The following is a 21,826-nucleotide window of genomic DNA, read 5'->3' as shown; positions in this document are numbered from 1 at the left end:
AACTGTGACCTTGCCCATGGTGCCCCGCTCTGCCCCGTCCCGTTCTGGCCCATCGCGATCTGCACCATCGCGCTCCAACCCCTCGCGCGCCCCGTTCGGCGCCCCGCTGCCGCTGGCCCCTGCCGGCTCCGGCGGCGAGAACGGCCCCCAGGGCGAGCTCACCAGCGCCCAGCAGGAACTGTTCGACTGGCTCGCCGGCTACATCGGTGAACACCGCCACAGCCCCTCGATCCGCCAGATGATGGAGGCCATGGGGCTGCGCTCCCCGGCGCCGATCCAGAGCCGCCTGCGGCACCTGCAGCAGAAAGGCTGGATCACCTGGCAGGAGGGCCAGGCACGCACCCTGCAGCTGCTGGGCGGCCAGCGTCCGGGGATTCCGGTGCTGGGATCGGTGGCGGCGGGCGGGCTGGTGGAGCCCTTCCACGACAACGAGGAGCGGCTCGACCTGCAGCCCGTGCTCGACACCCGCGGCCTGTTCGCCCTCACCGTGAACGGCGACAGCATGGTGGACGCCCACATCGACCACGGCGATGTGGTGCTGATGGAGCCGGTGGCCGACCCGGCCCGGCTGAAGCCGGGCACGATCGTGGCGGCGCTTGTGCCAGGCAGCGGCACTACCCTCAAGCACTTTCAGCGGGTGGGGCACCAGGTGCGGCTGGAGGCCGCCAACCCTGCCTATGACCCGATCGTGCTGGACGCCGATCAGGTCACGGTGCAGGGCCGGCTGGTGGCCGTCTGGCGCCAGGTGTGAGGCCGCTGCCGGGGGCCAGTCAGCCTGCGGTGTAAGCTTTTCGAGGCAAAACGGCGGGGCTTTCGAGCATCGGCGTGAGCCCAATGGGGCCATAGCTCAGCTGGTAGAGCACCTGCATGGCATGCAGGGGGTCAGCGGTTCGAGTCCGCTTGGCTCCATTCACTTTCTGGATCACCGCCAGACACCCTTGTTGCAGAAATGGGCGCACATCTGCTCCCCATCTCAGCACCATTTTTTTGTGCGCAGAATCCACGGGTGGGTGACCAGATCGTCCTCCTTTCGAGCGGTCGAAAGCCAGCGATCGAAACCCAGCGATCGGAACCCATTGCAGCCGGGGGCTGACGACACCCACCAATTCGGACAGCAGCCAACAGGGGTGAGACCACCAGGGCGGGGCGCCACTACCCCTGCCATGACCGCACACCGATCGCTGGTAGCTCCCCAATCAGCCTGCGGCGCCTGATGTGTCAGCGCCTCGTCGATGCCGTGCCGCTCCAGACCCTTGCGGAGGGAACCGGGCAGTGCTGCCGAGAAGCCTGCCGGCTCACGCCTGAGCAGCTCGTCCATGCGGTTGTGGTTGCGTAAGGCGGCGCTGGACCTGGGCTGGACCCGGGTTGGACGAGGGCCTGGGATCGGCGGCAGCCGCGCAGCGGTCTGCATTGAGGTGCTCTCCATTGACGAAGGTGTGGTGACGAAGGTGTGGGGGATCGCAGGTGCCTCATCGGCCTGGAGGGTTCCCCTGGCAGTGGCTCGCCCAGCTGGGGTTTGAGCAAGCTGGTGGGTAAACACGAGGGACAGGTGCGTCCATCCCCCCATCCCCTCCTCCATCACCTCGCCCAAGGCTCGGCCATGCATCTGGACCGTCAGGGACCCATGCCGCTGTTGCAGGAGATCAGCGCGTGATCAACGTCTCCATGCTGCTGGTGGGCGTGCTGCTGCTGGTGGGCATCGGCTCCAGCAAATTCTCCGCCCGCCTCGGTGTGCCGGTGCTGGTGCTGTTTCTCGGCGTGGGCATGCTGGCGGGTTCGGAGGGCCTCGGGCGCATCCCCTTCGAGGACTACGCCCTGGCCAGCAACGCCGGCAGCGCGGCGCTGGCTTTGATCCTGTTCGACGGCGGCCTGCGCACGTCCCTGAGCGCGGTGCGATCCGTCTGGCGCCCGGCGCTGGCGCTCTCCACCGTGGGGGTGCTGATCACCTCGCTGCTCACGGGCCTGACAGCCGCCTGGGTGCTGCAACTGCCGTTGCTGCAGGGGCTGCTGCTGGGAAGCATCGTCGGCTCCACGGATGCGGCGGCGGTGTTTTCGGTGCTGCGCACCAGCGGGCTGAAGTTGCCAGAGCGCCTCACCGACACTCTTGAAGTGGAAAGCGGGTCGAACGACCCGATGGCCATCTTCCTCACTGTTGGGCTGATCAGCCTGATCACCGGCAGCAGCGATTCCTTCCAGGGTCTGGTGGGGTTGTTTTTCAGCCAGTTCGGCGTGGGCAGCCTGGTGGGCATCGCCGTGGGCCGGCTGGCGGCCTGGGCGGTGAACCGGATCCATCTCCATTACCCGGGCCTCTATCCGCTGCTGGCACTGGCCTTTGGGCTGGTGGCCTTCGGGTTGGCGGCGGTGCTGGGGGGCAGCGGCTTTCTGGCGGTGTACGTCGCCGGCATCGTGCTCGGCAACAGTTCGATCGTGTTCCGGCGCGGCATCTTCTCCTTTCACGATGCGCTGGCCTGGCTGGGCCAGATCGTGCTGTTCGTGATGCTCGGCCTGCTCAGCTTTCCCAGTCGGCTGCTGGCCGTTGCCGGCGAGGGGCTGCTGATCGCCCTGGTGCTGATCCTGTTGGCGCGACCCGTGGCGGTGGTGGTGTCCCTGCTGCCGTTCCGTTTTCGACGGCGCGAGCTCACCTTTCTTTCCTGGGTGGGCCTGAAGGGGGCGGTGCCGATCACCCTGGCCACCTTTCCGTTGCTGGCCGGAGTTCCCCAGAGCCAGCTGATCTTCAATGCGGTGTTTTTTGTGGTGCTGATCTCGGCGATCACCCAGGGCTGGTCGTTGCCGTTGGTGGCGCGCTGGCTGCGCATCGGCCGCCCGGCGGATCCGGCACCGGCCCTGTCGGTGGAGATCCACGCCTTGCGCCATGTCGATGGCGAGATCGTTGATTACACCGTGAAGCCAGGCGCCCAGGTGGCCGGCCAGCACCTGCGCGATCTGGCCCTGCCCGATGGTGTCCTGGTCACGTTGATCCTGCGGGGCAAGCAGGTGGTGATGCCCCGGGGCTCCACGCCCCTGGAGCCAGGCGATCACGTGTTCGTGGCCCTGCGCACCCGGCTGCAACCCCTGATCGACCGGCTGTTCGATCCTCAGCCGGAGCCACCCTCACTGCCCGCGGATCTCTCGCTCAGCTTCAACGCTGCCACCACGGTGGAGCAGCTGCATCGCTTTTTCGGCTTCCCCCTGCCGGCTCCAGGGCCCGCCTCCAGCCCTGGTCAGAGCCTCGCGTCCTTGCTGCCAGAAGACACCCCCAAGGCAATGACTCGCCTTGGCGTCTTCCGCCTGGAGGCTGGAGCGGACGGTGACTACGTCTCTGTCCGGATGGCCCGCAGCGATCACGACTGACCAGGTTCCTGAAAGGCTTGAATCGGTGGCTGACTGCGCCCTGAAATGTCTACCGCTAGGCGAGAGAGGGCAGGAATTGTCTCTTTGTTGAGCCCTGTTGAGCCTCACGGGGCTGCGATGGAAGGCCCAAAACGTTGGCCAGCAGCCTCCTAAGCGTTGCAATCACAGGTAGGCGGTGATCGGCGGCCGGGGGGTCGCGTTCTCGGCAGGGCGGTTCATCCCTCGGCAGCGTTGTGCATCCCCAGGAACTGCTGCATCGCCACCGCCCCGGGCGCGCCATGGCCGCCCGTGCCGGAACGCCTTCATCGTGGGAGCAGCCTTGTGGAGCTGCCGTGTCGCCCTTTCCGCTGCTGGTGATCGTTCATGCCCTGGCGGCCACGGTCTGGACCGGTGGCCATCTGGTGCTGGATCTGGGGGTGCTGCCCAAGGCGCTGCGGGAGCGGGAGGCAGCACAGATCCGCGCGTTTGAGGACACGTTCGAGCCGCTGGGGCTCAGCGCTCTGGCCATTCAGGTGGTCACCGGCGCCTGGATGGGCTGGATCTACCTGCCCGGCTTCCGCGGGCTGCTCAACCCGGCGAACCCGATCGGAATGCTCGTGGGGGTGAAACTGCTGCTGCTGGCCGGTACGGCCGCCCTGGCCCTGCACGCCCGGCTGCAGCTGATCCCCACCCTCAACGACGACAATCTCAACGGCCTGGCCTGGCACATCCGCGCCATCACCGCCCTGGCGATCGCTTTCGTGGTGGTGGGCGCCTTGATCCGTCTGGGCGGGCTGGGGTGATCAGTGGCTAGGCCGTTGCCGCAGGCTGGTCTTCTGGATTGGCTTGAGCGGCTGGCAAGGGGAGGGCTGGCGGAATTACAGCGTCCAACAGATCTGGTTGGCATAGCGCGGTGCTTTTTCCGCGCTGGATCGCATGCTCCAGCTCTTGTGATGCCTTCAGCATTGGGATAGCTCCTTGATCACCAACACGTAGCCATCACCTTGCCCTCGTGAGCCGTTGGGCATCACAGCAATGATTGACCCACAGCCCTGTGGTCTGGGATTCCAGTAGGCACGGCCTGCTGGTGCTGGTGCTCAACGCTGCTGAAAGCCCTGCAGATGCGCCGGCACCTGGCGGCTGAACAGCACGCCCAGTGGCGGGGCGGCGAGGCCGGCGTCGCTGAGCCGCTGCAGCGTCCACCAGTTGCAGTTGCGCGTCCAGAGATAGGCGCCGTGGGCGGGGAGGAAACGGGCGGTGCGGCCCGCGGGCAACGGCAGGGGATCGGGCCGGCCGCCGGCGGGGCTGCGGGGCAGCGAACGCTCCAGGCTGGTGAGCAGGGCGTGCAGGGTGGGGGCATCCACCCGGCGTTCATGCACGCGGACGGCTCCCTTCAGCAGCGGCGGATCGGGGTGGCCAGCGAGGAACAGCGCCGCCTCAGTGGGCAGGAACAGAGCGGCCGCCACCGCCTGGGGGCGGCGATCGCCGGCGGCGTAGTAGCGCCGGTCACCCCAGGCGATCTCCAGGAAGGGAGCCGCCTCAGCGCCGGGAGGACCAAGCCGCCAGCCCGGTGGCTGCTCCACCACGATCGCGGAGTGCAGCCCCCAGTCGGCCACCAGCACCGCATAGCTGCCGGGCGGCGGCAGGGGCAGCGGCGCCGCCAAGCGGGCGCGGGGTTCGGACTGCACCGCAGCGTGCAGCAGCGGCCAACCCACCAGTGCCAGCAGGATCAGGAGTTCGATGCCACCCCCACCGAAACGGACCCCGGCCGACAACGGAATGCAGCCCCGCCCCGCGCAGCGCAGCCTTGTGCCTTGGGCTGGCCGGAGATGCCGGATCGCAGCCGCAGCAGCAACAGTGGCGTCAGGGCAGCCGCCTGGAGGGACGGCGTCACGGACGTGCGCGGATGCTGTTCCTGAAACCTTGAGGCAGGCAGCGCTCAAGCTGGGGTGCTGAGGGGAAGCCTAGGCATCGGTTCCGGCGGAATGGTCAGGCCTGCAGGGGACGGATTGCACGCAACGGTGAGGCCATCCCGGCCGAATCGTGCGCCAGATCATGCTCGTGAACCACAGGGAAGGAAACGACAGGCCGTTGGCCCCAGCAGAGGAAAACACCAGTGAAAATGAAGGTCAATCGATGCCGGGCGATGGCCGATCTTTCCACCTTCACCCAGGCGGGACTGGCCGCCGGTGCCGCCGCCACCGAGCAGCTGCGTCATGGCCTGTCTCGCAGCAGCAAGGTGCTGGCCATGGCGAGCGGCGCGGTTGCTGCGTCATTGAGTGAGCTCCACAACATCGCCGTCGATCCCCAGCTGATCAGCCGGATCAGCTCCGCTACCACCAATCACGGCGTGGCAGCGGCGGATCTGCTGGCCAGGTTGCCAGGCGAACTGGAGCACTACGGCACCGCTGCTGTTGACGCGTTCCTCAAAGGCGGTGATGCCCTCGGCAAGCACTGGTCTCACCTGGAGAGCCAGGCCAATGCGCCCCACCGGGCGGCGGAGGCCGCCAATGCCATCTGGGAGGACGGCACGGTCAACATCGCCCGGGGCAGCGCCAACATGACCGGGCTGGAGCGCCTTCGCCCCAGCGGCGACAACCATCTCGATGGTCTGATCGCCGCAGCTCAGACGCCGGAGTTCTGGCAGCGCACCCTCGGCAATGCCGTCGAGGCAGGCGCCTATTCAGCGGCGATCGCCGCCGTGGATCAACTGCTGGTGCACCGCGATGAACTGATCAACGGCAGCGCAGCGGCGCGTCAGGAGCGGCTGCTGCAGATCCTGCAGAACAGCGGCCTGGTGGCGGCAGGCGCCCTGCCGATGTCGGTGGTGCTGGCGGTGGCGCTGATGCTGGTGCCAGGTCTGGCCGTGGTGATGGGCCCTCTGGGGGTGATCGGCAGCGCCGGTCTGGGCCTGCGGCTGCTCCATTCAGCCGTACGCCACCCCAGCCGCCAGGAGCAACAAGCCGTGCAGCAACTGCAGGGGCTGATGCAGCAACAGCTCTACGCCCTGCAACGCGACAGCGACGGCCATCTGACCATCACCGTGAAGGCTCAGCCCGCTGGCTGAACACTGCCCTCACTCTCACTGGGGGAGTCAGGGTGAGCCATACCAACTCCTGTACCACTGCCTCATCTGCTCAATCTCCTGGCTCTGGGCCTTCACCATGGCCTGCTGCAGCAGGCGCAGCTCCTGGTGCTGACTGTTGGCCTGGGCCATCGTTGCCATTCGCACGCCCATCTGGTGGTGGGGAATCATCTGCTCGATGAAGGCACGATCAAAGTCCGGGGCTTTGCTCAGGGCGGTGAGATCCGTGCCCCCGCCCATCTGCCCCATCCCCATGCCGCCGCCTGCGCCCCCGGTCCTGCCCAGGCCTGTGCCCTGGTTCCAGTTGGGCACGGGTTGGCCGAACCACTGCCGGTACCAGGTACGCATCTGAGCGTTCTCGCTCGTCTGGCTGTTCTTGATGCTCCTGGCCAGCTCTTTGATCTCGGGCCGTTTGGCTCGGGTGAGGGCAAGATCGGCCATGGCGATCGCACCGTCGTGGTGAGGAATCATCATCACGATGAAGTGTTGATCCATCGACTGGGCGCCCATCCGGCCCATCCCCCCCGGACCTCCCATTCCTGCTCCCGACCCTGGCGCCGGTGAGCTGGAAGGTGCTGGAGGCTGGGACAACGCTGGAACTCCCAGCATCAGAACGAACGCCCCCAGCCCTGCTGTGGCAGTGCATCGGAACACCACGGCCCATCGGAACGCCATCGGATGGAAGCGGCCGTCTACGAGTCGGTGCCTCTTCATCAGCTCTTCTCCATCGCATCTGCCTCTGCTCAGCATGGAGACGCTGTGAAAAGTTGGCCGCGGCTCCGGGTCATTGCTTCATCGGATCGGTGCCCGTTGGATCGGTATCCGTTCGTTCGGTGTCTGTTTGATCCGTCGGGCTCCAGGTCGTCGGAATGACACTGGCAACCACTGCGACCCGCGAAGGCTTCAGTGTTCACGCCAACGGCTGCCACGGCCGGATGTGCATGGACGGCATGCACACCGATCAAGCCACCCGAAAACGTCGCAGCAAGGAGGAATTGACGATCACCGACAGCGAACTCAGGGCCATGGCCGCACCGGCGATCATCGGATTGAGCCAACCGAAGGCGGCGATCGGGATGCCGATCCCGTTATAGATAAATGCCCAGAACAGGTTCTGGCGGATCTTGCGCATCGTCGCCCGCGACAGTCCGATGGCCGTCACCACCTGCCGCACATCGTTGCCGATCAGGATGATGTCGCCAGCTTCTTTGGCCACATCCGAACCGGAGCCGATGGCGATGCCGACATCGGCAGTGGCCAGGGCCGGGGCGTCATTGACGCCATCCCCCACCATCGCCACCTTCTGCCCCGTGAGCTGCAGCGACTTGATCGTTCCAGCCTTCTCGGCGGGCCGCACTTCGGCGATCACCTCGCTGATGCCCAGCTGCGCGGCAATGGCCTCCGCGGTGGTGCGGGAATCGCCGCTCAGCAGGATCACCCGCACGCCATGGCGACGCAGCTGGGCCACAGCCTGCTCGGCCTCAGGCCTGACCGTATCGGCCACGGCCAGCAGACCGAGAAGGCGCGTCGCCCGGCCCAGCAGCATCGACGTGCGTCCACCGAGCTCAATGTCGCCCAGTTGTTGTTGCAGGGCTTCCGGCAGGTCGCCGATGAAGCGAGCGGCCAGGTGCCGGTTCCCCAGCCAGACCGGCTCTCCCCCCTGCATGGCGGTGAGGCCTTCGCCGACCCGGGCCTCGAAGTGGTCGATCGGCAGCAGATCGACGGCGTGCGTTGCCACCGCCGCGCCGATGGCCCCGGCCAGGGGATGCTCCGAGCCATGCTCCAGTGACCCTGCCAGTTGCAGCACGTCCCGCTCCGAACTGCCCGGCAGGGCGATCAGATCCGTGAGGATCGGCCGGCCCTGCGTGAGCGTGCCCGTCTTGTCGAAGACCACGGTGGTGAGCTGCTCGGCCCGCTCCAGCACGGAGCCGCTGCGGATCAGGATGCCCTGCTCGGCGGCCTTGCCCACTCCCACCATCAGCGCCGCCGGGGTGGCGATGCCGAGGGCACAGGGGCAGGAGATCACCAGCACGGCAATGAAGGCCAGCAGTCCGCTGCTGAACTGGCCGGCCAGTGTCCAGATCACGAATGCCGCGACGGCGATCAACACCACGGCAGGCACGAACCAGCCGGTGACCTGATCTGCCAGGCGCTGCACGCTGGCCGTGCTGGCCTGAGCCTCTTCCACCAGGTGCACGATCTGGGCCAGGGCGGTGGCGGATCCCACCCGGGTGGCACGAAAACGCAGCACCCCCCGGCCATTCACGGTGCCACCGATCAGCTCGGCGCCCACGGACTTGGCCACCGGCAGGGATTCACCGGTGAGCAACGACTCATCCACCGAGCTGCTGCCTGCGGTCACGACCCCATCGGCGGGAATCTTCTCGCCCGGGCGCACCAGCACCTGCTCATCGATGGCGACGGTGTCGGCAGGAACGGTCAGCTCCATGCCGTCCCGGATCACCGTGGCGGTGGCGGGCTGGAGATCGAGCAGCTTCCGCACCGCAGCCGAGGAGCGTTGCTTGATGCTTTCCTCCATGAACTTGCCCAGCAGCACGAAGGCAATCACCACCGCCGATACTTCGAAATAGACGTCGCGATCACTCACACCGACCGGCAGCCAGGTGGGCACGAACACCACCACCACGCTGTAGAAGTAGGCAACAGAGGTGCCGAGGGCGATCAGCACGTCCATGTTGAGGGCGCGGCGCTTCAGGGCCGCCCAGGCGCCGGCATAGAACGACCAGCCGCCGATGAATTGCACCGGGGTGGCGAGCACGAACAGCCACCTCCCCCAGCTCATCCAGGGCAGAGCCGGCAACGGCACCCACGCCATCAAACTGATGCCTGCCGCCAGAGCAAGGAACGCCCCGGCCCGCAACAACGCCAGCGCCAACACCCCGCCGATCACCAAGCCGACGCGGCGACGCAGGACGCGCAATTCGCGGTCGGGATTGCGGAACGTCTGCAGACAGCTCTGGCTGCAGAAGTAGTAGCTGCGGCCATTTCTCTGCGTCGAAAGAGCTGTGGCCTTCGGTACCACCATCCCGCAGATCGGATCTTTGGCCATTTCACCCGCTTCACCACCGATCGCGGGCAGGTGGCGGTTGTCTTGGTTGTGGTGCGGCCCGGGTCGATCGCTGGGTTGTGGCCTGAGCGTTGGCGAGTTCATCCTGGCCGCTTCAGATCCGTGGGGATGGCTATGGGTGGTCTAGGCACGATGTCGCGCAACGACCAACCCCGGCATCGCCATGGCGGTGCGAAAAACTCAGCCGTTGCATATCCACCTGCAGCGGATGTGCAGCAGCAGGATCAGGTGATTCCGCCCTCAATCGCAGCAGGGCTTGAGCCCCAACGGGTGTGGCCGCCCTGGAGCTGGCTGGCGTGATGGCGTCGCGCCGCTTTCAGCTGACTGCCAGCCTGGGCACCGCTTGGATCCGGTCGCTTGCCCCTCGATTCCGCCACCCTTCAGCCCCTGCCTTGCACGCCAGCCGTGAGCGGTGTGCTCGAAACCCTCGCCTTTTTCCGTGATGCCGATTTCGCCCGTAAGCGCTTCGAGCGCTACGGGGATGTGTACGAAACCAGCCTGCTGGGGCAGCGCACCGTGTTCATCCGCGGCGACCAGGCGATCAGCGATCTGTTCGCCCAGGGTGACGCGGTCCAGGGCTGGTGGCCGGACAGTGTGCGGGAGCTGCTGGGGTCGTTGTCGCTGGCCAATCGCAATGGTGCGGATCACAAGGCCCGCCGGCGGGTGGTGGGGCAGCTGTTCGCTGCCGCTGCCCTGAAGCGCTACAGCCCGGCGATCGTGGCGCAAGTGGAGGTGCTCCACCACGACCTGCTGGGTGCCCAAGCGCCGCTGGCCCTGGTGCCGGAGCTGCGGCGCTTCGCCTTCAGCGTGATCGCGAGCACCGTGCTGGGGCTCGATGCGGTCGATCGCGAGGCCCTGTTCGTGGATTTCGAGATCTGGTGCCAGGGCCTCTTCTCCCTGCCGTTCGCCCTGCCCGGCAGCCCGTTCGCCCGCGCCCGTCAGGCCCGCAGGCGCCTGTTGCAGCGCCTGGGCGCCGTGCTTCAGAGCGCCCAGGCCGCCGCTGCTGCCGGAGCCCCCCTCAGCGCCGGCGGCCTCGATCTGCTGGCCGGAGGCCTCGATGAAGCCGGCCTCCCCCTCGCCGACGTCGATGTGGCAGAGCAGTTGCTGCTGCTGCTGTTCGCCGGCTACGAAACCACCGCCTCCGCGCTCAGCTGCCTGCTGCTCACCCTGTTGCAGCATCCCGCTGAGCTGGCCTGGCTGCGGGAGGAACTCGACGGCTTGCCCTGGCCACCGGCAGAAGGAGTGGCCGTGAGCGCCTACGACGCCTTGCGGGCGCCGCGGCTGGAGGCGGTGGTGAAGGAGGTGATGCGGCTGACGCCGCCGGTGGGGGGCTTCTTTCGCCGCACCCGGGAGCCGATCGCCCTGGCGGGTGTGCTGGTGCCGGCGGAGCGGGTGGTGCAGGTGAGCATCAGTTCCAGCCAGCGCCACGGCGCTGACCCCGAGGACCTGGCGGCCTTTCGGCCCCAGCGGCATCTGGAGGGGGCGGAACCGGTGACCCTGCTGCCCTTCGGCGGCGGTGAACGGGTGTGCCTGGGCAAGGCGTTGGCGGAACTGGAGATCCGGCTGCTGGCGGTGGGGCTGCTCAAGCAGCTGAGCCTTGCGCTGGAGCCCGATCAGGACCTCACACTCGTGGTGATCCCAAGCCCCACCCCGAAGCAGGGCCTGCGGGTGGGCGCCAGCCGCCGGGGAGCGGCAGGCCAGGCCATGGCGGGGCCCCCATCCACTGCCGACGCGCAGTCCTGAGGAGCAACGTCCCCGGAAAGGGCACCGCGGCAGAACAGGCGGAGGAGGTCGGCGGAAGGGGTGGGCGCAGCAGGATCTCGGCCGGCTGGGCACCCGCTCTGGTTCCGCAAGGCCGCCCGGGCGCAAAGGAGCTGGCGGAACAACCAGCAGCGCCCTTGAGGTACAACCTGCGGGGCCCCATCGCCGCCCAGAAGCGACATCTGTTCAAAATCCGAAACAGTCTGTTACAGTTCTCTCATCCCAAGCGAGAGCCCCATGGCCCAAGCCACCGCCACCGCCCCCAGCGCCCTTGACCGCGCCACCATTCGCGGCGCCACCGTCACCACCGAAGACGGCGGCCGCCTCAATGCCTTCGCCACCGAGCCCCGCATGGAAGTGGTGAGCGCCGAGAGCGGCTGGGGCTTCCATGAGCGCGCCGAGAAGCTCAACGGCCGTATGGCCATGCTCGGCTTCATCGCCCTGCTCGCCACTGAATTCGCCCTCGGCGGTGAGGCCTTCACCCGCGGCCTGCTCGGCATCGGCTGAAGCCATCGCCCCGATCAGCTCCAACCCCTCCCACAGGCATCGCCATGAGCCAGTCCCTTTCGGTCAGCAGAGAGTTCTTCGTGGAAGCCCACTCCCGTGCCATCGACAACTGCACGGAGTTGGAAGACCTGCGCAAGGTGTCCAAAACGCTCCTGAGGGCCTGGCAGATCCAGGCCATGTTCAGCGAGCAGTACGGCGCCCAGGCGCTCGGCATCAAGCGGCCCTGAGCGTCCCACGTCACTGGGCTGGCACTCCTGTACCAAACGCTGTACAGGAGTGCCTTTGCCGTAGATCTCTCTGGCAAGGCTCTCCCTGGAACTGCAGAGGAGATGCTGACCCTTACGGATCGACTTGCCTGCCTGTCCATTGCCGAACGAAGGACCTGCTGCACCTTCGCTTCGCCCTCTGGGTCTTGGGGGCGCAGGTCCATCCCGCCACCTGGCCAAGCTGCTCAGGGGCGCGTTGCGCCTGGCGGCTCCAGCTGGTCGTTGTCTGCCCAGGCCCCCAGGCCTCGAAAGCGGTTGGCAAGGAAGGCGAGTAGGCCGGGCGGCTGGGCCAGCTCCTGCTCCGCCGCCCATTCGGCTTCGAGAATCTCTCGGTCGTCGATCTTCAGACCCTCAACCAGCCGCCGGTACGCCAACTTCTCATCGGTATTGATGCTCGAGGTGTCTTCCGGTCGCCGGCTGATGCGAAGCACCTGATACGCAAGCTTCACGGCCAGCTGCCGGTCATCGGCCGTGGTGATCCTTGGCAGAAGCGTCTCGAGTGCCTCCGGCCCCAGCGCCTCGGCCGCAAGGGCATCCACAGCGGTGGAAGCGGCTTCTGGGCCGGCATCTGCCGCTGCCGTGCGCTCCGCCAGCTTCTTGAGCAGCCTTCGCTCCTGCTCAGACATCTCCCCATCGGACCAGGCGACACAGCAGAGGATGCGCAGCAGATCGAGGTCGCCGGCCGGCTGTTCTGCGCTGAGATCCGGCATGGTCATGGCGCCCAGGATGAGTATCGATCCCATTGTGAGGCTCCGGCGCCCACTGCGGCCTACCGCTAACCCGTTACCCAAAGCCACGCCCAGCGCGGCGGCAAGCGCAGTCTCCGGGGAATCGGGAGAAGCGTCAGTGATGTCCAAGGCCTTTGGTCCAGGGCTCATGCCCGAGCGGGTCCTTCAGTGAGCTGCCGGATCGAGCTGCCGGATCTTGAACCTGAAGATCAATCAGCGGCACGCCTCCATACGGATTGACCCGTCGTGACTTCCTGCACCTTCTCCCAAGTGAATCAGGGCGTGCTGCTGACGATCCTTGATCCCACCGGGAACGGCCGCACCATCCATCATGTCGAGCGAAGCGGCTTAACACGGCAGCCTGATGCGTTCGTGGCCCTGCCCGATGCTGAGATGGCGCAAGGGATGTTTTGCCTGGATGAGTGTCAGCCCCAAGGTTTCTTCACAGCCTCTTCATCATCTCTTCGAAGCCGCACGTCGCCGCTTGCTGCTACTGCGCACCGCAAGTGCGTATCCTGCCCATGTTCCTGAAGATTGTCTTCGGGCCTTTCCCGGTGAGATTCCCGCATAAGTGGCATGCGCAACCTTCGTGGCTTGATTCGATTGACAGCTGTATTGATGATGACTGTGCCGATCGCCTCGCATGCGGCAGGTGGGCCGCCAGCTTCTCCGTTGACGATGAAGTTTGCTGATCAGACTTATCTCCTTCGATGGTCGTCAAAACATCAGCATGAGTTCACTCCATCTGATCAGACTGACCTGAGTCGCTGGACGGACATGATAACCATCAACACGTACCCAGGTGTCAGCGATGGGGATGGGCTGGCCAATGTTGCCAATAGGGTGCTCGATAACTACAAGCAGAACAAGGCCGTGGTGGTTCGCACTTTATCGGTTCCCCGCACTGCCGTGAAGCCCGCAGAACATCTGATCGTCGTTCTTTTCCCTGTTCGTAACTTTATCGAGGCTGTCTTTGCGCGATTCAGGCTGGCAGATGGTCGTGGCACTGCGGTGATCTACAGCCATCGCATCTATGGGCAAAAAGTAGGAGATACCACGGCGGCCTGGATGAAGGCCAATGGAGCCACCATTGAGCGTCGCTTGATGGCTCTCCATGAGGTTCCCTCCCACCGCATCCTGGAGCCGGCCAGCCGGTGACCGGGAGCCTCTCTGCACCATGGTGGGTGGAGATCAGCGACAACGGGCGTAGCGGGGTTGTCGTTTACCACGAAGGGATCAACACCATCTCCTGTTACTGGGAGTTCTGCGGTGGCGACACCGTTGCATCCATCTTGATCGGCGACATCAGTGAATGGAACACCTGCTATCCATGGGCGGTCGGGCGGAGAATGGACGTTCTCATGCGCATCGCCGCAGAGGTGGTGCGCCAGAAGGCTCCCACCTGCAGCGCCTTGATTGAGGATCAGCTGGGCTTCATCAGCATCAAGTAGCTCCCGGAGTGCAATGCAAGGCCTTGGTTGACGTCTGACCCGATGTCACCGCCATGCGACACCGGCCAGGGAGAACGGCATGTTCAGACACATCGGCAGGCTCGTGTTGCGTCGATCGTCATGACGCGAATCAGGTACCCCCTGATCAGTGCAGAACACTGTTGGGACGCGCACAATTGATCACCGCCTGCGCAGCATGGTGACGACGTCTTTCCCTGGCATCGGCTTTGCCGATGAAGTGAATGAACTGATGCATGCGGGCGCTTTAGCGTTGTCAGCGAGTGGCGATCCGCTTGATGAGTGAGCACGACGCTGTGGATGGCACAGTGCTGGGAGTGGCTTCTGGCCCATCTGAGCCGAACTGCCCAAGTGTGCGTGCCCGCCGGGTGGCTTCCCTTCCCAGCAGCGTCATGATCACCTCCTGGCATGAACAGCATGGTGGCGACTCAAAGCAGCCCCGATGCCATCTCCGAAGATGTGCTCGCCTGCAGCCCTTGCTAACGGTTCAATTCAGTAGCGACGGCTCTCCCTGGCTCAAGCAAAGAACATCCCGCCATCTTCGGCTTGGATGATGTGGCGCATCCAGATCGCATCCCAATAACCGACCTTTGTGATCGGCCTCGGATTTTGACGGAAGAATAGAGCTTAGCAATACGATGACCCAACGAAGCAATAGCGGAGATAGCCATATGCAAGAGAAGCTGCCATGAAGATGTAAATGCCACTCATCGTCCATGCAAAGAATCTGGGTTTCATTCTCGTCACCCATCGGTATCCAAATGTGCTTGCAGTCAGTCCGCCAATTAGCCCTCCCAAGGCAATGAAAGCCAGGCTTACCAGTACTGACAATGATCCCAGCCCTCCCCCCGCTCCCCAAGACTCCAGGGAGCCAGGGGTGCAAATCAGTGGGCTGCTGCAAGCCAGGATGCAGCCTAAAAAAGCGCCCCTTATGCTCACTGCTAATGTGCTTGGAATTGATCGCCGAAGTGCCCCAGTAACAACACCAATAGCAACACCCAAAATCGCTCCCAGAACACCACTGAGAAGCGTATGAGTGAATAGCCGGGACAAAACAAAGGCAAGCATTTCATTGACCCCAGGGCTTGTGAAGAGAATGGATGTTTGGTAATGAAAAATTAGCTTCAGCCGCAATCATCTCTGCCATAGAATCCAGTCGCACTTGTGACAATCGACATTTCTCGTTTCTGGCGAAATCTGCATCATGTTGCAACCAGCCCTCCGCCTGAAGCCATAAAGTCGTGTCCTCAAATGATAATGGCTTCAGGCGCCTGACCTCGCCGGTGGGGGGGCTTTTCGCCGCACCCGGGAGCCCATTGCCTTGCAGCCCTCTGGCGGCAGTGAACGTGTGTGCGTGGGCAAGGCGCAGGTGGAGCTGGCACTCCGGCTGCTGGGATGCCCTGTGCAGACTGCTGAGCTTTGCGTTGGAGCCTGATCAAGACCCCACGCTCGTGGTTGTCCCAAGCCCCTCCCTGAAGCATCGGCTGCTGCTGCACCAGGCGGCTGCGAGCCTCAACATTGATCGGTACCTGTTGTTCTGTTCGGCGGTGAGGCCTTCATCCGCGGCCTGCTGGGCATCAGTTGACTTCACTACCGAGAGTTGTTCATCACACTCCAGCAGGTATTCCGGTTGGGCAATCTCTTTCGGTCAGCAGAGAGTTCTTTTTCGAATCCCCTCCTGCGCGATTGACAGCCGCACGTAGCTTGAGGACCTCCGCAACGTATCCAAATCGCTGCCCACCATGGCTTGGCAGATTCAGGTCATATTCAGCGGCCAGTGCTGCGCTCGGGTCTCGCAATCAAGCGCCCCTAAGCGCCCCGAACAATGTGGTGCGTTCTTTTGCCAGCTCTGTGGTTGAGTGCCTTCGCTGCAGGCATTCCCGAAAAGGTGCTCCTTGGGTCTGTATGGGAGGTGTGGCTTGATGAGATCTGACTCATTCGGGTTGCACCAGGCGGATAGCTCTACTTCAGGCCTTCGATGGTGGTTCGAGTTCAACTTCGATTCGAGTTGAGATGGTCTTCCTGGAAATGCACAAGATGAGTAAGCCCCTGAGTTGGTTGGTCTCCAGGCTTTGTGTCAAACAGCTGAGTTTGCCGCGCGAAACCAGATAAGGATTGGGAGAGAGGGCTGTCCAGTTCTTGGGGAGATCCAGTTAGGCGTTGAGGCTCACAACAAGCTCAAGTGGCTGATGAGGACGTTGACCAGCGCCCTCCGCAGTGGTCCGATCGTCATTGCCAAGTGTTCTGCAACAGTACTCTGATTCCAGCACGGCAGCTGAAGTTATACGCTGACTACTTCACCTGGGCAGGCGTGGCCTTAGGCCTTCTCTTGTTTGTTTCCGTCAGGAGGAAGGTGTTGATCTTGGTCGGCTCTGCGGGAGGTGAATTGTGGGACAGGATCTACGAACATTGTTGACCGTCGGGCCACGGTAGATTGGTGCGGCCGAGTTGCCAGCGGATCGTCCTGCTACTACCAGCGGATGGCGAGCGACCAGGTCTCATCGACCGAGTTGACATGACCATCAAGCTCTCGGTGGAGTTTTCCGAATGGATTCATCAAGTGATCACGCCGTAGCTGTTGCTTCTGCTCATCGGCATGAATGGACTGATCATTTCAAGACCTCAGCGCGATGGGCTGGATCACAGTGGGAGCTGGTGGCGATCACCACAGGGGGCGCAGGGCGCGGCGGCCGCCGGCTAGTCGTTGGTGCCGTGCGCCTTCGGGTGCCCAGTCCCCCTGGCACGCCAGGTCTGTGCTCCAACCCTGGCAGCGACGGATGAGCAGGGCGATGCAGTTCACTTCGGCGGGATGATGGAGAGCGTGGTTGATGCTGCTGCCATGCTGTTGCGTACGGGCAGCAAGACTTCGACAGTCCATTGGGGCCCGGCCTCGATCGTCTGCTACTGATCGCCGTAGGCGCGAGGTCAAGTAGCTGCAAGCTCAAGAGTTCACTCGAGGTGGACCCAGTTGAGGCGCGTCCTAGAACCCTTTGGATGAGGATGCTGGTAACCACGGATGGAGCATCGTCGTGACACCGTCCCGCTGGTTCCGCGCATGGTTCAGTCATGCCTGGAGGGCTTACTTGTTTCAGGCTGCCAGGCGAGAGGCTGCCTTTCTGAAGGGAAACTGTTGCCCTGCCGCCGCCGGTATTGCCTTCGCTCTGTGTCTGGTGCTTTCACTAGGTGAGGCTCCAGCCCGGCCCGACAAGGTCGTGGCGCTGCAGGGTCTCTGCTTCCGTTCCCCACGCGCCCTCTCTAGCCCCTTATCGGTGGGTCTCGCTGCTGTGTCTGTGGTGCATCCGCCGGCAGCCGACGCGCAGAGCGAGCGCTTCAGCCTCACCGCTGTTCGCTTTCCGCTTGACGTCACCGATGCCAAGGCCGGCATGACCCCGGCCGAACTGCGTGCCTACGTGGCAACGGTGTTCCTCGCCGGCCAGGCCCATCAGGGAAGGCCGATTCAGCGCCGCCTGCTGGAGCGCAGTGTTGAAGGGCTGGCCTTCTCCACCTCGATTCCCGCTCCTTCCTTCGCCGAGGTCTACGCCCTGCGGCTTCAGAATCGAGAAACGGTGGTGCTGGGCTTTAAGTTCCGCAGCGACTGGCGCAATGAGGCTGAGAACCTGATCACTGCGATCGCTGGGAGTCTGCGGGAGTGCAACGTCAACCAGCCCTGAAGCTGGCTCAGCGCGTCTAACACCGCACCCGGAACACTTCACCCTCCACCCCCGTGCTGACCAGCCGCAGGCGGTCTCCGCCCGGATCCAGGCTCAGCAGGCCGAGGTACAGCCAGGTACTGCCTTCCCCGGAGAGCGCGATGATCACGCCGATCCGCTCGGGCCCCTCTCCCGCCACCGCCAGCACCGGCCCACTGCTCTCATAGAAGCTGAGGCGATCGGCTTCGATGCGAAGCCACGACTCGTCGCTCTGCGGGGCAGTGCAGTGCCGCGCCTCTGCCATCCAGAGGCCCCGGAAGACTGCGGGGATGGCCCCGAGCCGCTCGGCGGTTTGCGCCGGAGGAGCGAGGGTGAGCCCCGCAGCCAGTCCGGCGATGAGTCCATTGAGAAGGTGCTGGGCGGTGGTCGTCACGGCTGTAGCCGGTGATCGAGCTTCTCAACAATGGCTGGATCACACCGCTCCAATGGCTGGTGCTGCCAATCTCCACATCAAGGCTGTGGAGGGTGCCTCGACACAAGCCGGGTGCTCCGCAACCGATGCATCTCTGAGACCTCCGTGCCTGGTTTGGTTGAGGCCGCAGGAGCTTCACGCCCAAGCACTTGAACGGATGCTCTGGGTGCGGCGTTTGCTCAACGCCTTCGGAAAAGCTCTGCCATCGCTGCCAGCCCTCGGTCAGCAGGGGTGCTGCCCTGCCGCACGGATCAACGAGGAACCCCGCACGACGCCCTCTGCCCACCCGGCGTCGCCATCATTCGTGCATGCCCTCTCAGGACAAGCCGAGGCGATGCCGAGCCTGAACGCCCTGAGCCGCAGGGAACGGATACCTGAAGTGATGGATCAGCCGGGCATCGACCCCGCCGATCACGCCCGGGCCCTGGCGGGTCTCCGCCGCATCAATGCCCTGAGCCGTTGTTCCGCCTCCCTGTTCGCGCCGATCGCGGCGCTGGCGGCGCGGCAGCCAGACCAGCCGCTGCGGGTGCTCGATCTGGCCTGCGGCGGCGGTGACACCGTGATTGATCTGGTCCTGCTGGCCCGGCGCAGCAAGCTGCCGCTGATCCTGGAGGGCTGCGACATCAGTGCCAGCGCTGTGGCGATCGCCCGCGCCAATGCGGAACGCCGCGGCGCCGCGGCGCGCTTCTTCCAGGCCGATGCCCTGGCGAATCCCTTGCCCTCCGGTCCGGACGGAGCCGCGCCCGCTGGCTATGACGTGGTGATCACCTCCCTGTTCCTGCACCACCTGGGCGACCACGACGCCGAGGTACTGCTGGCCCTGATGGCCCGCCGGGCCCGTCACCTCGTGCTCGTCAACGACCTGATCCGCAGCCCGCTCGGCTATGGCCTGGCCTGGGCCGGCACCCGGCTGCTCAGCCGCTCCTGGATCGTCCACACCGATGGACCGCTGTCGGTGCAAGGGGCCTTCCAGCCCGCTGAGGTGGCGGCCATGGCTGATCGGGCCGGGCTGAGCGGCGCCAGGATCCAGCGCTGCTGGCCGGAGCGTTACCTGCTGAGCTGGTCCCGTGGTTGAACGCCAACCGGGCAAGCCCTGGGACGTGCTGGTGATCGGGGCCGGGCCCGCCGGCGCCCTGGCCAGCCTGGATCTGGCCCGTCGCGGTCTGACGGTGCTGCTGGTGGAGAAGCGCAGCTTTCCGCGCTGGAAGGTGTGCGGCTCCTGCTTCAACGCCCAGGCCCAGGCGGCCCTCGCCTCCGTGGGCCAGGGCCACATGCTCGAACACCTGGGCGGGCGACCCTTGCGGCGGCTGCGGCTCGGCCTGGGCGGACGGGAAACCACCTGCGCCCTGCCGCCGGGGCGGGCCCTCTCCCGCGGTCGCTTCGATCAGGCGCTGGTGGAGGCGGCCGTCAACGCCGGTGCCGTGTTCCGCCCCCGCACCACCGCGCAGCTGGGTGGCGTCACCCCCCGCACCGGTACCCAAACCCGCAGCGTCTGCCTACGGCAGGGACAGCGGCAGGAGCTGGTGCAGGCGTCCGTGGTGCTGGTGGCGGCGGGGCTGGCCAACCGCAGCCTGGAGCACGAGCCCTCTGCCCACACCCGCATCAGCCCCCGCTCCCGGCTGGGGGCCGGCTGCGTGCTGGCGGGGAGCCACAGCCGCTGGGAGGAGGGCACCATCCACATGGCGGTGGGCCGCCAGGGATACGTGGGCCTGGTGCGGGTGGAGGACGGCAGCCTCAACCTGGCAGCGGCCTTCGATCGCGCCCTGCTGCAGGAGTGTGGAGGCGCCGCGGCGGCGGCCAGGCAGGTGCTGGCGGAGGCCGGTTTTCCCGCCATTCCCCAGTTGGCGGAGGCCGCCTGGCAGAGCACACCGGCGCTCAGTCGCCGCACCACCCCCCTGGCGGGCCATCGCTTCCTGGTGCTCGGCGATGCCGCCGGCTATGTGGAGCCTTTCACTGGAGAAGGCATGGGCTGGGCCCTCGCCGCCGCCGTCGCCGCCACGCCGCTGGTGCTCGAGGGCACCGGCAGCTGGCAGCCGGCGATCGAGCGCCGCTGGCGTGAGCTGCACCGGCAACGGATCGGCCGCCGGCAGCTGCTCTGTCGTGGCCTGGCCCTGGCGCTGCGCCACCCCACCAGCAGCCGGGGCCTGTTCTGGGCAGCGTCTCGCCTGCCTTCCCTGCCGCAACGGCTGCTGCGATGCCCCTGACGATCCTCGGCGTCGGCACCAGCGTTCCCCGCCACCGGATCAGCCCGGCGGAATCGGCGGCGATGGCCGCGCGCATCTCCGCTTCCACACCGGAGCGGGCGGCCCTGCTGGCGCGCATCCAGCGGCGCTCCGGGGTGAACCTGCGCCACAGCGTGCTGCTGGAGTCGGCGGAGCACGAGGCGGGCATCGATGGCCGCATGCCCTTCTACGGCGAGAGCAGCCCCTCCACCGGCGCGCGGCTCCGGGCCTTCGAAACCCATGCTGAACCCCTGGCGCTGGAGGCGGCACGCCGGGCTCTGGCGGATGCCGACCTGGCTGCAGAGCGGATTACCCACCTGGTCACGGTGAGCTGCACGGGGTTCCAGGCGCCGGGCTTCGATCTGGCCCTGATGGCCCAGCTGCCCCTCCACCCCGATGTGGAACGCACCCATGTGGGCTTCATGGGCTGCCACGGCGCGCTCAACGGCCTGCGGGTGGCGCGGGCCTTCGTGGAAGCCGATCCGAACGCCTGCGTGCTGCTCTGCGCCGTGGAGCTCTGCAGCCTGCACATGCACTACGGCTGGGATACGGAGAAAGTGGTGGCCAACGCCCTCTTCGCCGACGGGGCCGGTGCGCTGGTGGCCACGGGGGCTGCCGGAGCGGCAGGGGCAGCCGGTGACGCCCCGCCGCTGCAGGTGCTGGCCTCCGGCTCCACCCTGATTCCGGGCAGCAGCGATCTGATGTCCTGGACCATCGCCGACCACGGCTTCGAGATGACCCTCTCCACAAAGGTGCCGGCGGCCGTGGCTACCCACCTGCGCCCCTGGCTGGAACGATGGCTCAGCTCCCGAGGGCAACCCCTCGCCGCCATCGGGTCCTGGGCCCTGCACCCTGGCGGGCCACGCCTCCTGGCGGCGGTCGCCACGGCGGTGGAGCTGGAGCCCCACCAGATCGCGCCCTCGGCCGCCGTACTGCGCCAGTTCGGCAACATGTCGTCGGCCACGATCCTGTTCATCCTCGAGCGGCTGCGCCGCAGCAACGCTCCCCGCCCCTGGGTGGCCCTGGCCTTCGGGCCTGGCCTCACCGTGGAAGCCAGCCTGCTGGGCTGAGGCTGTGGCCGGGGGGCAAAGGCAGCTGGGGGGGCACAGGCGAGTCGTGAGGGTGCGCGAGCTGGGCGCGTCAGCGATCAGGACGGGTCAGCAATGTGGAGAAGGGACAGACGCAGCGCCGGGCATGGGTCATGGGTAAGGAATTCACCCTTGGCACAACAAGGATGTGCCGCCTATC

Annotated in this window: 20 protein-coding genes and 1 tRNA gene; 15 read left to right on the top strand and 6 right to left on the bottom strand. The window is 65.7% G+C overall.

The features are described 5' to 3' along the window. Positions 1-106 precede the first annotated feature (106 nt). Positions 107-751 carry a transcriptional repressor LexA gene (lexA, locus tag ACWJI3_RS14325; RefSeq protein WP_255101148.1) on the top strand — a complete coding sequence of 215 codons (645 nt, stop codon included), beginning with the start codon at positions 107-109 and terminating at the stop codon, positions 749-751. Positions 752-836: 85 nt separating this feature from the next. Further along, positions 837-909: transfer RNA gene (locus ACWJI3_RS14320), tRNA-Ala, on the top strand. Positions 910-973: 64 nt separating this feature from the next. Here the strand turns inward: ACWJI3_RS14320 and ACWJI3_RS14315 are convergent. Continuing rightward, positions 974-1,318 carry a hypothetical protein gene (locus ACWJI3_RS14315; RefSeq protein ID WP_480204011.1) on the bottom strand — a complete coding sequence of 115 codons (345 nt, stop codon included), beginning with the start codon at positions 1,316-1,318 and terminating at the stop codon, positions 974-976. Positions 1,319-1,650: 332 nt separating this feature from the next. Here ACWJI3_RS14315 and ACWJI3_RS14310 point away from each other — a divergent pair, with 332 nt between their 5' ends. After that, positions 1,651-3,351, top strand: coding sequence for a potassium/proton antiporter (locus tag ACWJI3_RS14310; RefSeq protein WP_480204010.1), 1,701 nt, complete (start codon positions 1,651-1,653; stop codon positions 3,349-3,351). 332 nt (positions 3,352-3,683) lie between these two features. Further along, positions 3,684-4,133, top strand: a complete 450-nt coding sequence (locus ACWJI3_RS14305) for a CopD family protein (protein WP_233132936.1) — start codon at positions 3,684-3,686, stop codon at positions 4,131-4,133. A gap of 294 nt (positions 4,134-4,427) precedes the next feature. On the opposite strand, the gene ACWJI3_RS14300 is transcribed toward ACWJI3_RS14305, so the two are convergent. Then, the gene (locus tag ACWJI3_RS14300) at positions 4,428-5,105 is read right to left on the bottom strand and encodes a DUF2459 domain-containing protein (RefSeq protein ID WP_255140752.1); all 678 of its coding nucleotides are present in this window, start codon (positions 5,103-5,105) and stop codon (positions 4,428-4,430) included. Positions 5,106-5,476: 371 nt separating this feature from the next. Between ACWJI3_RS14300 and ACWJI3_RS14295 the strand changes: the two genes are divergently transcribed. Beyond that, the gene (locus tag ACWJI3_RS14295; RefSeq protein ID WP_480204009.1) at positions 5,477-6,397 is read left to right on the top strand and encodes a hypothetical protein; all 921 of its coding nucleotides are present in this window, start codon (positions 5,477-5,479) and stop codon (positions 6,395-6,397) included. 27 nt (positions 6,398-6,424) lie between these two features. On the opposite strand, the gene ACWJI3_RS14290 is transcribed toward ACWJI3_RS14295, so the two are convergent. Next, positions 6,425-6,952: a DUF305 domain-containing protein gene (locus tag ACWJI3_RS14290; RefSeq protein ID WP_255101052.1), complete on the bottom strand. Its 528-nt coding sequence runs from the start codon at positions 6,950-6,952 to the stop codon at positions 6,425-6,427. A gap of 424 nt (positions 6,953-7,376) precedes the next feature. Then, positions 7,377-9,587 (bottom strand): heavy metal translocating P-type ATPase, encoded by a 2,211-nt coding sequence (locus ACWJI3_RS14285; RefSeq protein ID WP_480204008.1) that lies wholly within the window; start codon positions 9,585-9,587, stop codon positions 7,377-7,379. Between the two features lie 273 nt (positions 9,588-9,860). Here ACWJI3_RS14285 and ACWJI3_RS14280 point away from each other — a divergent pair, with 273 nt between their 5' ends. From ACWJI3_RS14280 to ACWJI3_RS14270, 3 genes are all read left to right on the top strand, one after another. After that, on the top strand, positions 9,861-11,246 hold the full coding sequence (locus ACWJI3_RS14280; protein WP_480204007.1) for a cytochrome P450: 1,386 nt from the start codon (positions 9,861-9,863) through the stop codon (positions 11,244-11,246). A 255-nt stretch (positions 11,247-11,501) separates the two neighbouring features. Further along, a complete protein-coding gene (locus ACWJI3_RS14275) occupies positions 11,502-11,771 on the top strand; it encodes a high light inducible protein (RefSeq protein WP_255101055.1) in 270 nt (89 codons plus the stop codon). Positions 11,772-11,815: 44 nt separating this feature from the next. Next, complete coding sequence (locus tag ACWJI3_RS14270) at positions 11,816-11,998, top strand: hypothetical protein (RefSeq protein WP_094512647.1); 183 nt, start codon at positions 11,816-11,818, stop codon at positions 11,996-11,998. Between the two features lie 224 nt (positions 11,999-12,222). Here the strand turns inward: ACWJI3_RS14270 and ACWJI3_RS14265 are convergent, their stop codons facing one another. Further along, positions 12,223-12,753 (bottom strand): tellurite resistance TerB family protein, encoded by a 531-nt coding sequence (locus ACWJI3_RS14265; protein ID WP_255140756.1) that lies wholly within the window; start codon positions 12,751-12,753, stop codon positions 12,223-12,225. A 588-nt stretch (positions 12,754-13,341) separates the two neighbouring features. On the opposite strand from ACWJI3_RS14265, the gene ACWJI3_RS14260 reads away from it, so the two are divergent. The 4 genes from ACWJI3_RS14260 to ACWJI3_RS14245 all read left to right on the top strand — a co-directional run bounded on the left by ACWJI3_RS14260 (position 13,342) and on the right by ACWJI3_RS14245 (position 17,905). Then, positions 13,342-13,923 (top strand): hypothetical protein, encoded by a 582-nt coding sequence (locus tag ACWJI3_RS14260; RefSeq protein WP_480204006.1) that lies wholly within the window; start codon positions 13,342-13,344, stop codon positions 13,921-13,923. Positions 13,924-13,949: 26 nt separating this feature from the next. Next, positions 13,950-14,216, top strand: coding sequence for a hypothetical protein (locus tag ACWJI3_RS14255; RefSeq protein ID WP_094512650.1), 267 nt, complete (start codon positions 13,950-13,952; stop codon positions 14,214-14,216). A gap of 148 nt (positions 14,217-14,364) precedes the next feature. Continuing rightward, a complete protein-coding gene (locus ACWJI3_RS14250; protein WP_158217462.1) occupies positions 14,365-14,520 on the top strand; it encodes a hypothetical protein in 156 nt (51 codons plus the stop codon). A 2,926-nt stretch (positions 14,521-17,446) separates the two neighbouring features. After that, positions 17,447-17,905, top strand: coding sequence for a hypothetical protein (locus tag ACWJI3_RS14245; protein WP_480204005.1), 459 nt, complete (start codon positions 17,447-17,449; stop codon positions 17,903-17,905). Positions 17,906-17,921: 16 nt separating this feature from the next. Here the strand turns inward: ACWJI3_RS14245 and ACWJI3_RS14240 are convergent, their stop codons facing one another. Beyond that, positions 17,922-18,317, bottom strand: coding sequence for a hypothetical protein (locus ACWJI3_RS14240; protein WP_480204004.1), 396 nt, complete (start codon positions 18,315-18,317; stop codon positions 17,922-17,924). Between the two features lie 373 nt (positions 18,318-18,690). On the opposite strand from ACWJI3_RS14240, the gene ACWJI3_RS14235 reads away from it, so the two are divergent. Genes ACWJI3_RS14235 through ACWJI3_RS14225 form a run of 3 tightly spaced genes read left to right on the top strand, consistent with a single transcriptional unit; the run spans position 18,691 to position 21,648 of the window. Beyond that, entirely contained in the window at positions 18,691-19,431 is a 741-nt protein-coding gene (locus tag ACWJI3_RS14235; protein WP_480204003.1) for a methyltransferase domain-containing protein, read from the top strand. Continuing rightward, the gene (locus tag ACWJI3_RS14230) at positions 19,424-20,560 is read left to right on the top strand and encodes an NAD(P)/FAD-dependent oxidoreductase (protein WP_480204002.1); all 1,137 of its coding nucleotides are present in this window, start codon (positions 19,424-19,426) and stop codon (positions 20,558-20,560) included. The genes ACWJI3_RS14235 and ACWJI3_RS14230 overlap by 8 nt, the downstream gene beginning before the upstream one ends. Beyond that, positions 20,551-21,648, top strand: a complete 1,098-nt coding sequence (locus ACWJI3_RS14225; protein WP_480204001.1) for a type III polyketide synthase — start codon at positions 20,551-20,553, stop codon at positions 21,646-21,648. Before ACWJI3_RS14230 ends, ACWJI3_RS14225 begins: the two co-directional genes overlap by 10 nt. The last annotated feature ends 178 nt before the right edge of the window (positions 21,649-21,826 follow it).

The sequence above is a fragment of the Marcopretia estuarina LEGE 06307 genome, from assembly GCF_056633115.1.
Note: the sequence above shows the minus strand (reverse complement) of the source record. Positions and strands in the feature narration are given on the sequence as shown.

Bases quoted from the DNA above. Each gene is read 5' to 3' on its own strand.
- ACWJI3_RS14315 (WP_480204011.1), bottom strand. From the start codon at position 1,318: ATGGACGAGCTGCTCAGGCGTGAGCCGGCAGGCTTCTCGGCAGCACTG.
- ACWJI3_RS14295 (WP_480204009.1), top strand. From the start codon at position 5,477: ATGGCCGATCTTTCCACCTTCACCCAGGCGGGACTGGCCGCCGGTGCC.
- ACWJI3_RS14290 (WP_255101052.1), bottom strand. From the start codon at position 6,952: ATGGGAGGTCCGGGGGGGATGGGCCGGATGGGCGCCCAGTCGATGGAT.
- ACWJI3_RS14285 (WP_480204008.1), bottom strand. From the start codon at position 9,587: ATGAACTCGCCAACGCTCAGGCCACAACCCAGCGATCGACCCGGGCCG.
- ACWJI3_RS14275 (WP_255101055.1), top strand. From the start codon at position 11,502: ATGGCCCAAGCCACCGCCACCGCCCCCAGCGCCCTTGACCGCGCCACC.
- ACWJI3_RS14270 (WP_094512647.1), top strand. From the start codon at position 11,816: ATGAGCCAGTCCCTTTCGGTCAGCAGAGAGTTCTTCGTGGAAGCCCAC.
- ACWJI3_RS14265 (WP_255140756.1), bottom strand. From the start codon at position 12,753: ATGACCATGCCGGATCTCAGCGCAGAACAGCCGGCCGGCGACCTCGAT.
- ACWJI3_RS14260 (WP_480204006.1), top strand. From the start codon at position 13,342: ATGCGCAACCTTCGTGGCTTGATTCGATTGACAGCTGTATTGATGATG.
- ACWJI3_RS14235 (WP_480204003.1), top strand. From the start codon at position 18,691: ATGCCGAGCCTGAACGCCCTGAGCCGCAGGGAACGGATACCTGAAGTG.
- ACWJI3_RS14225 (WP_480204001.1), top strand. From the start codon at position 20,551: ATGCCCCTGACGATCCTCGGCGTCGGCACCAGCGTTCCCCGCCACCGG.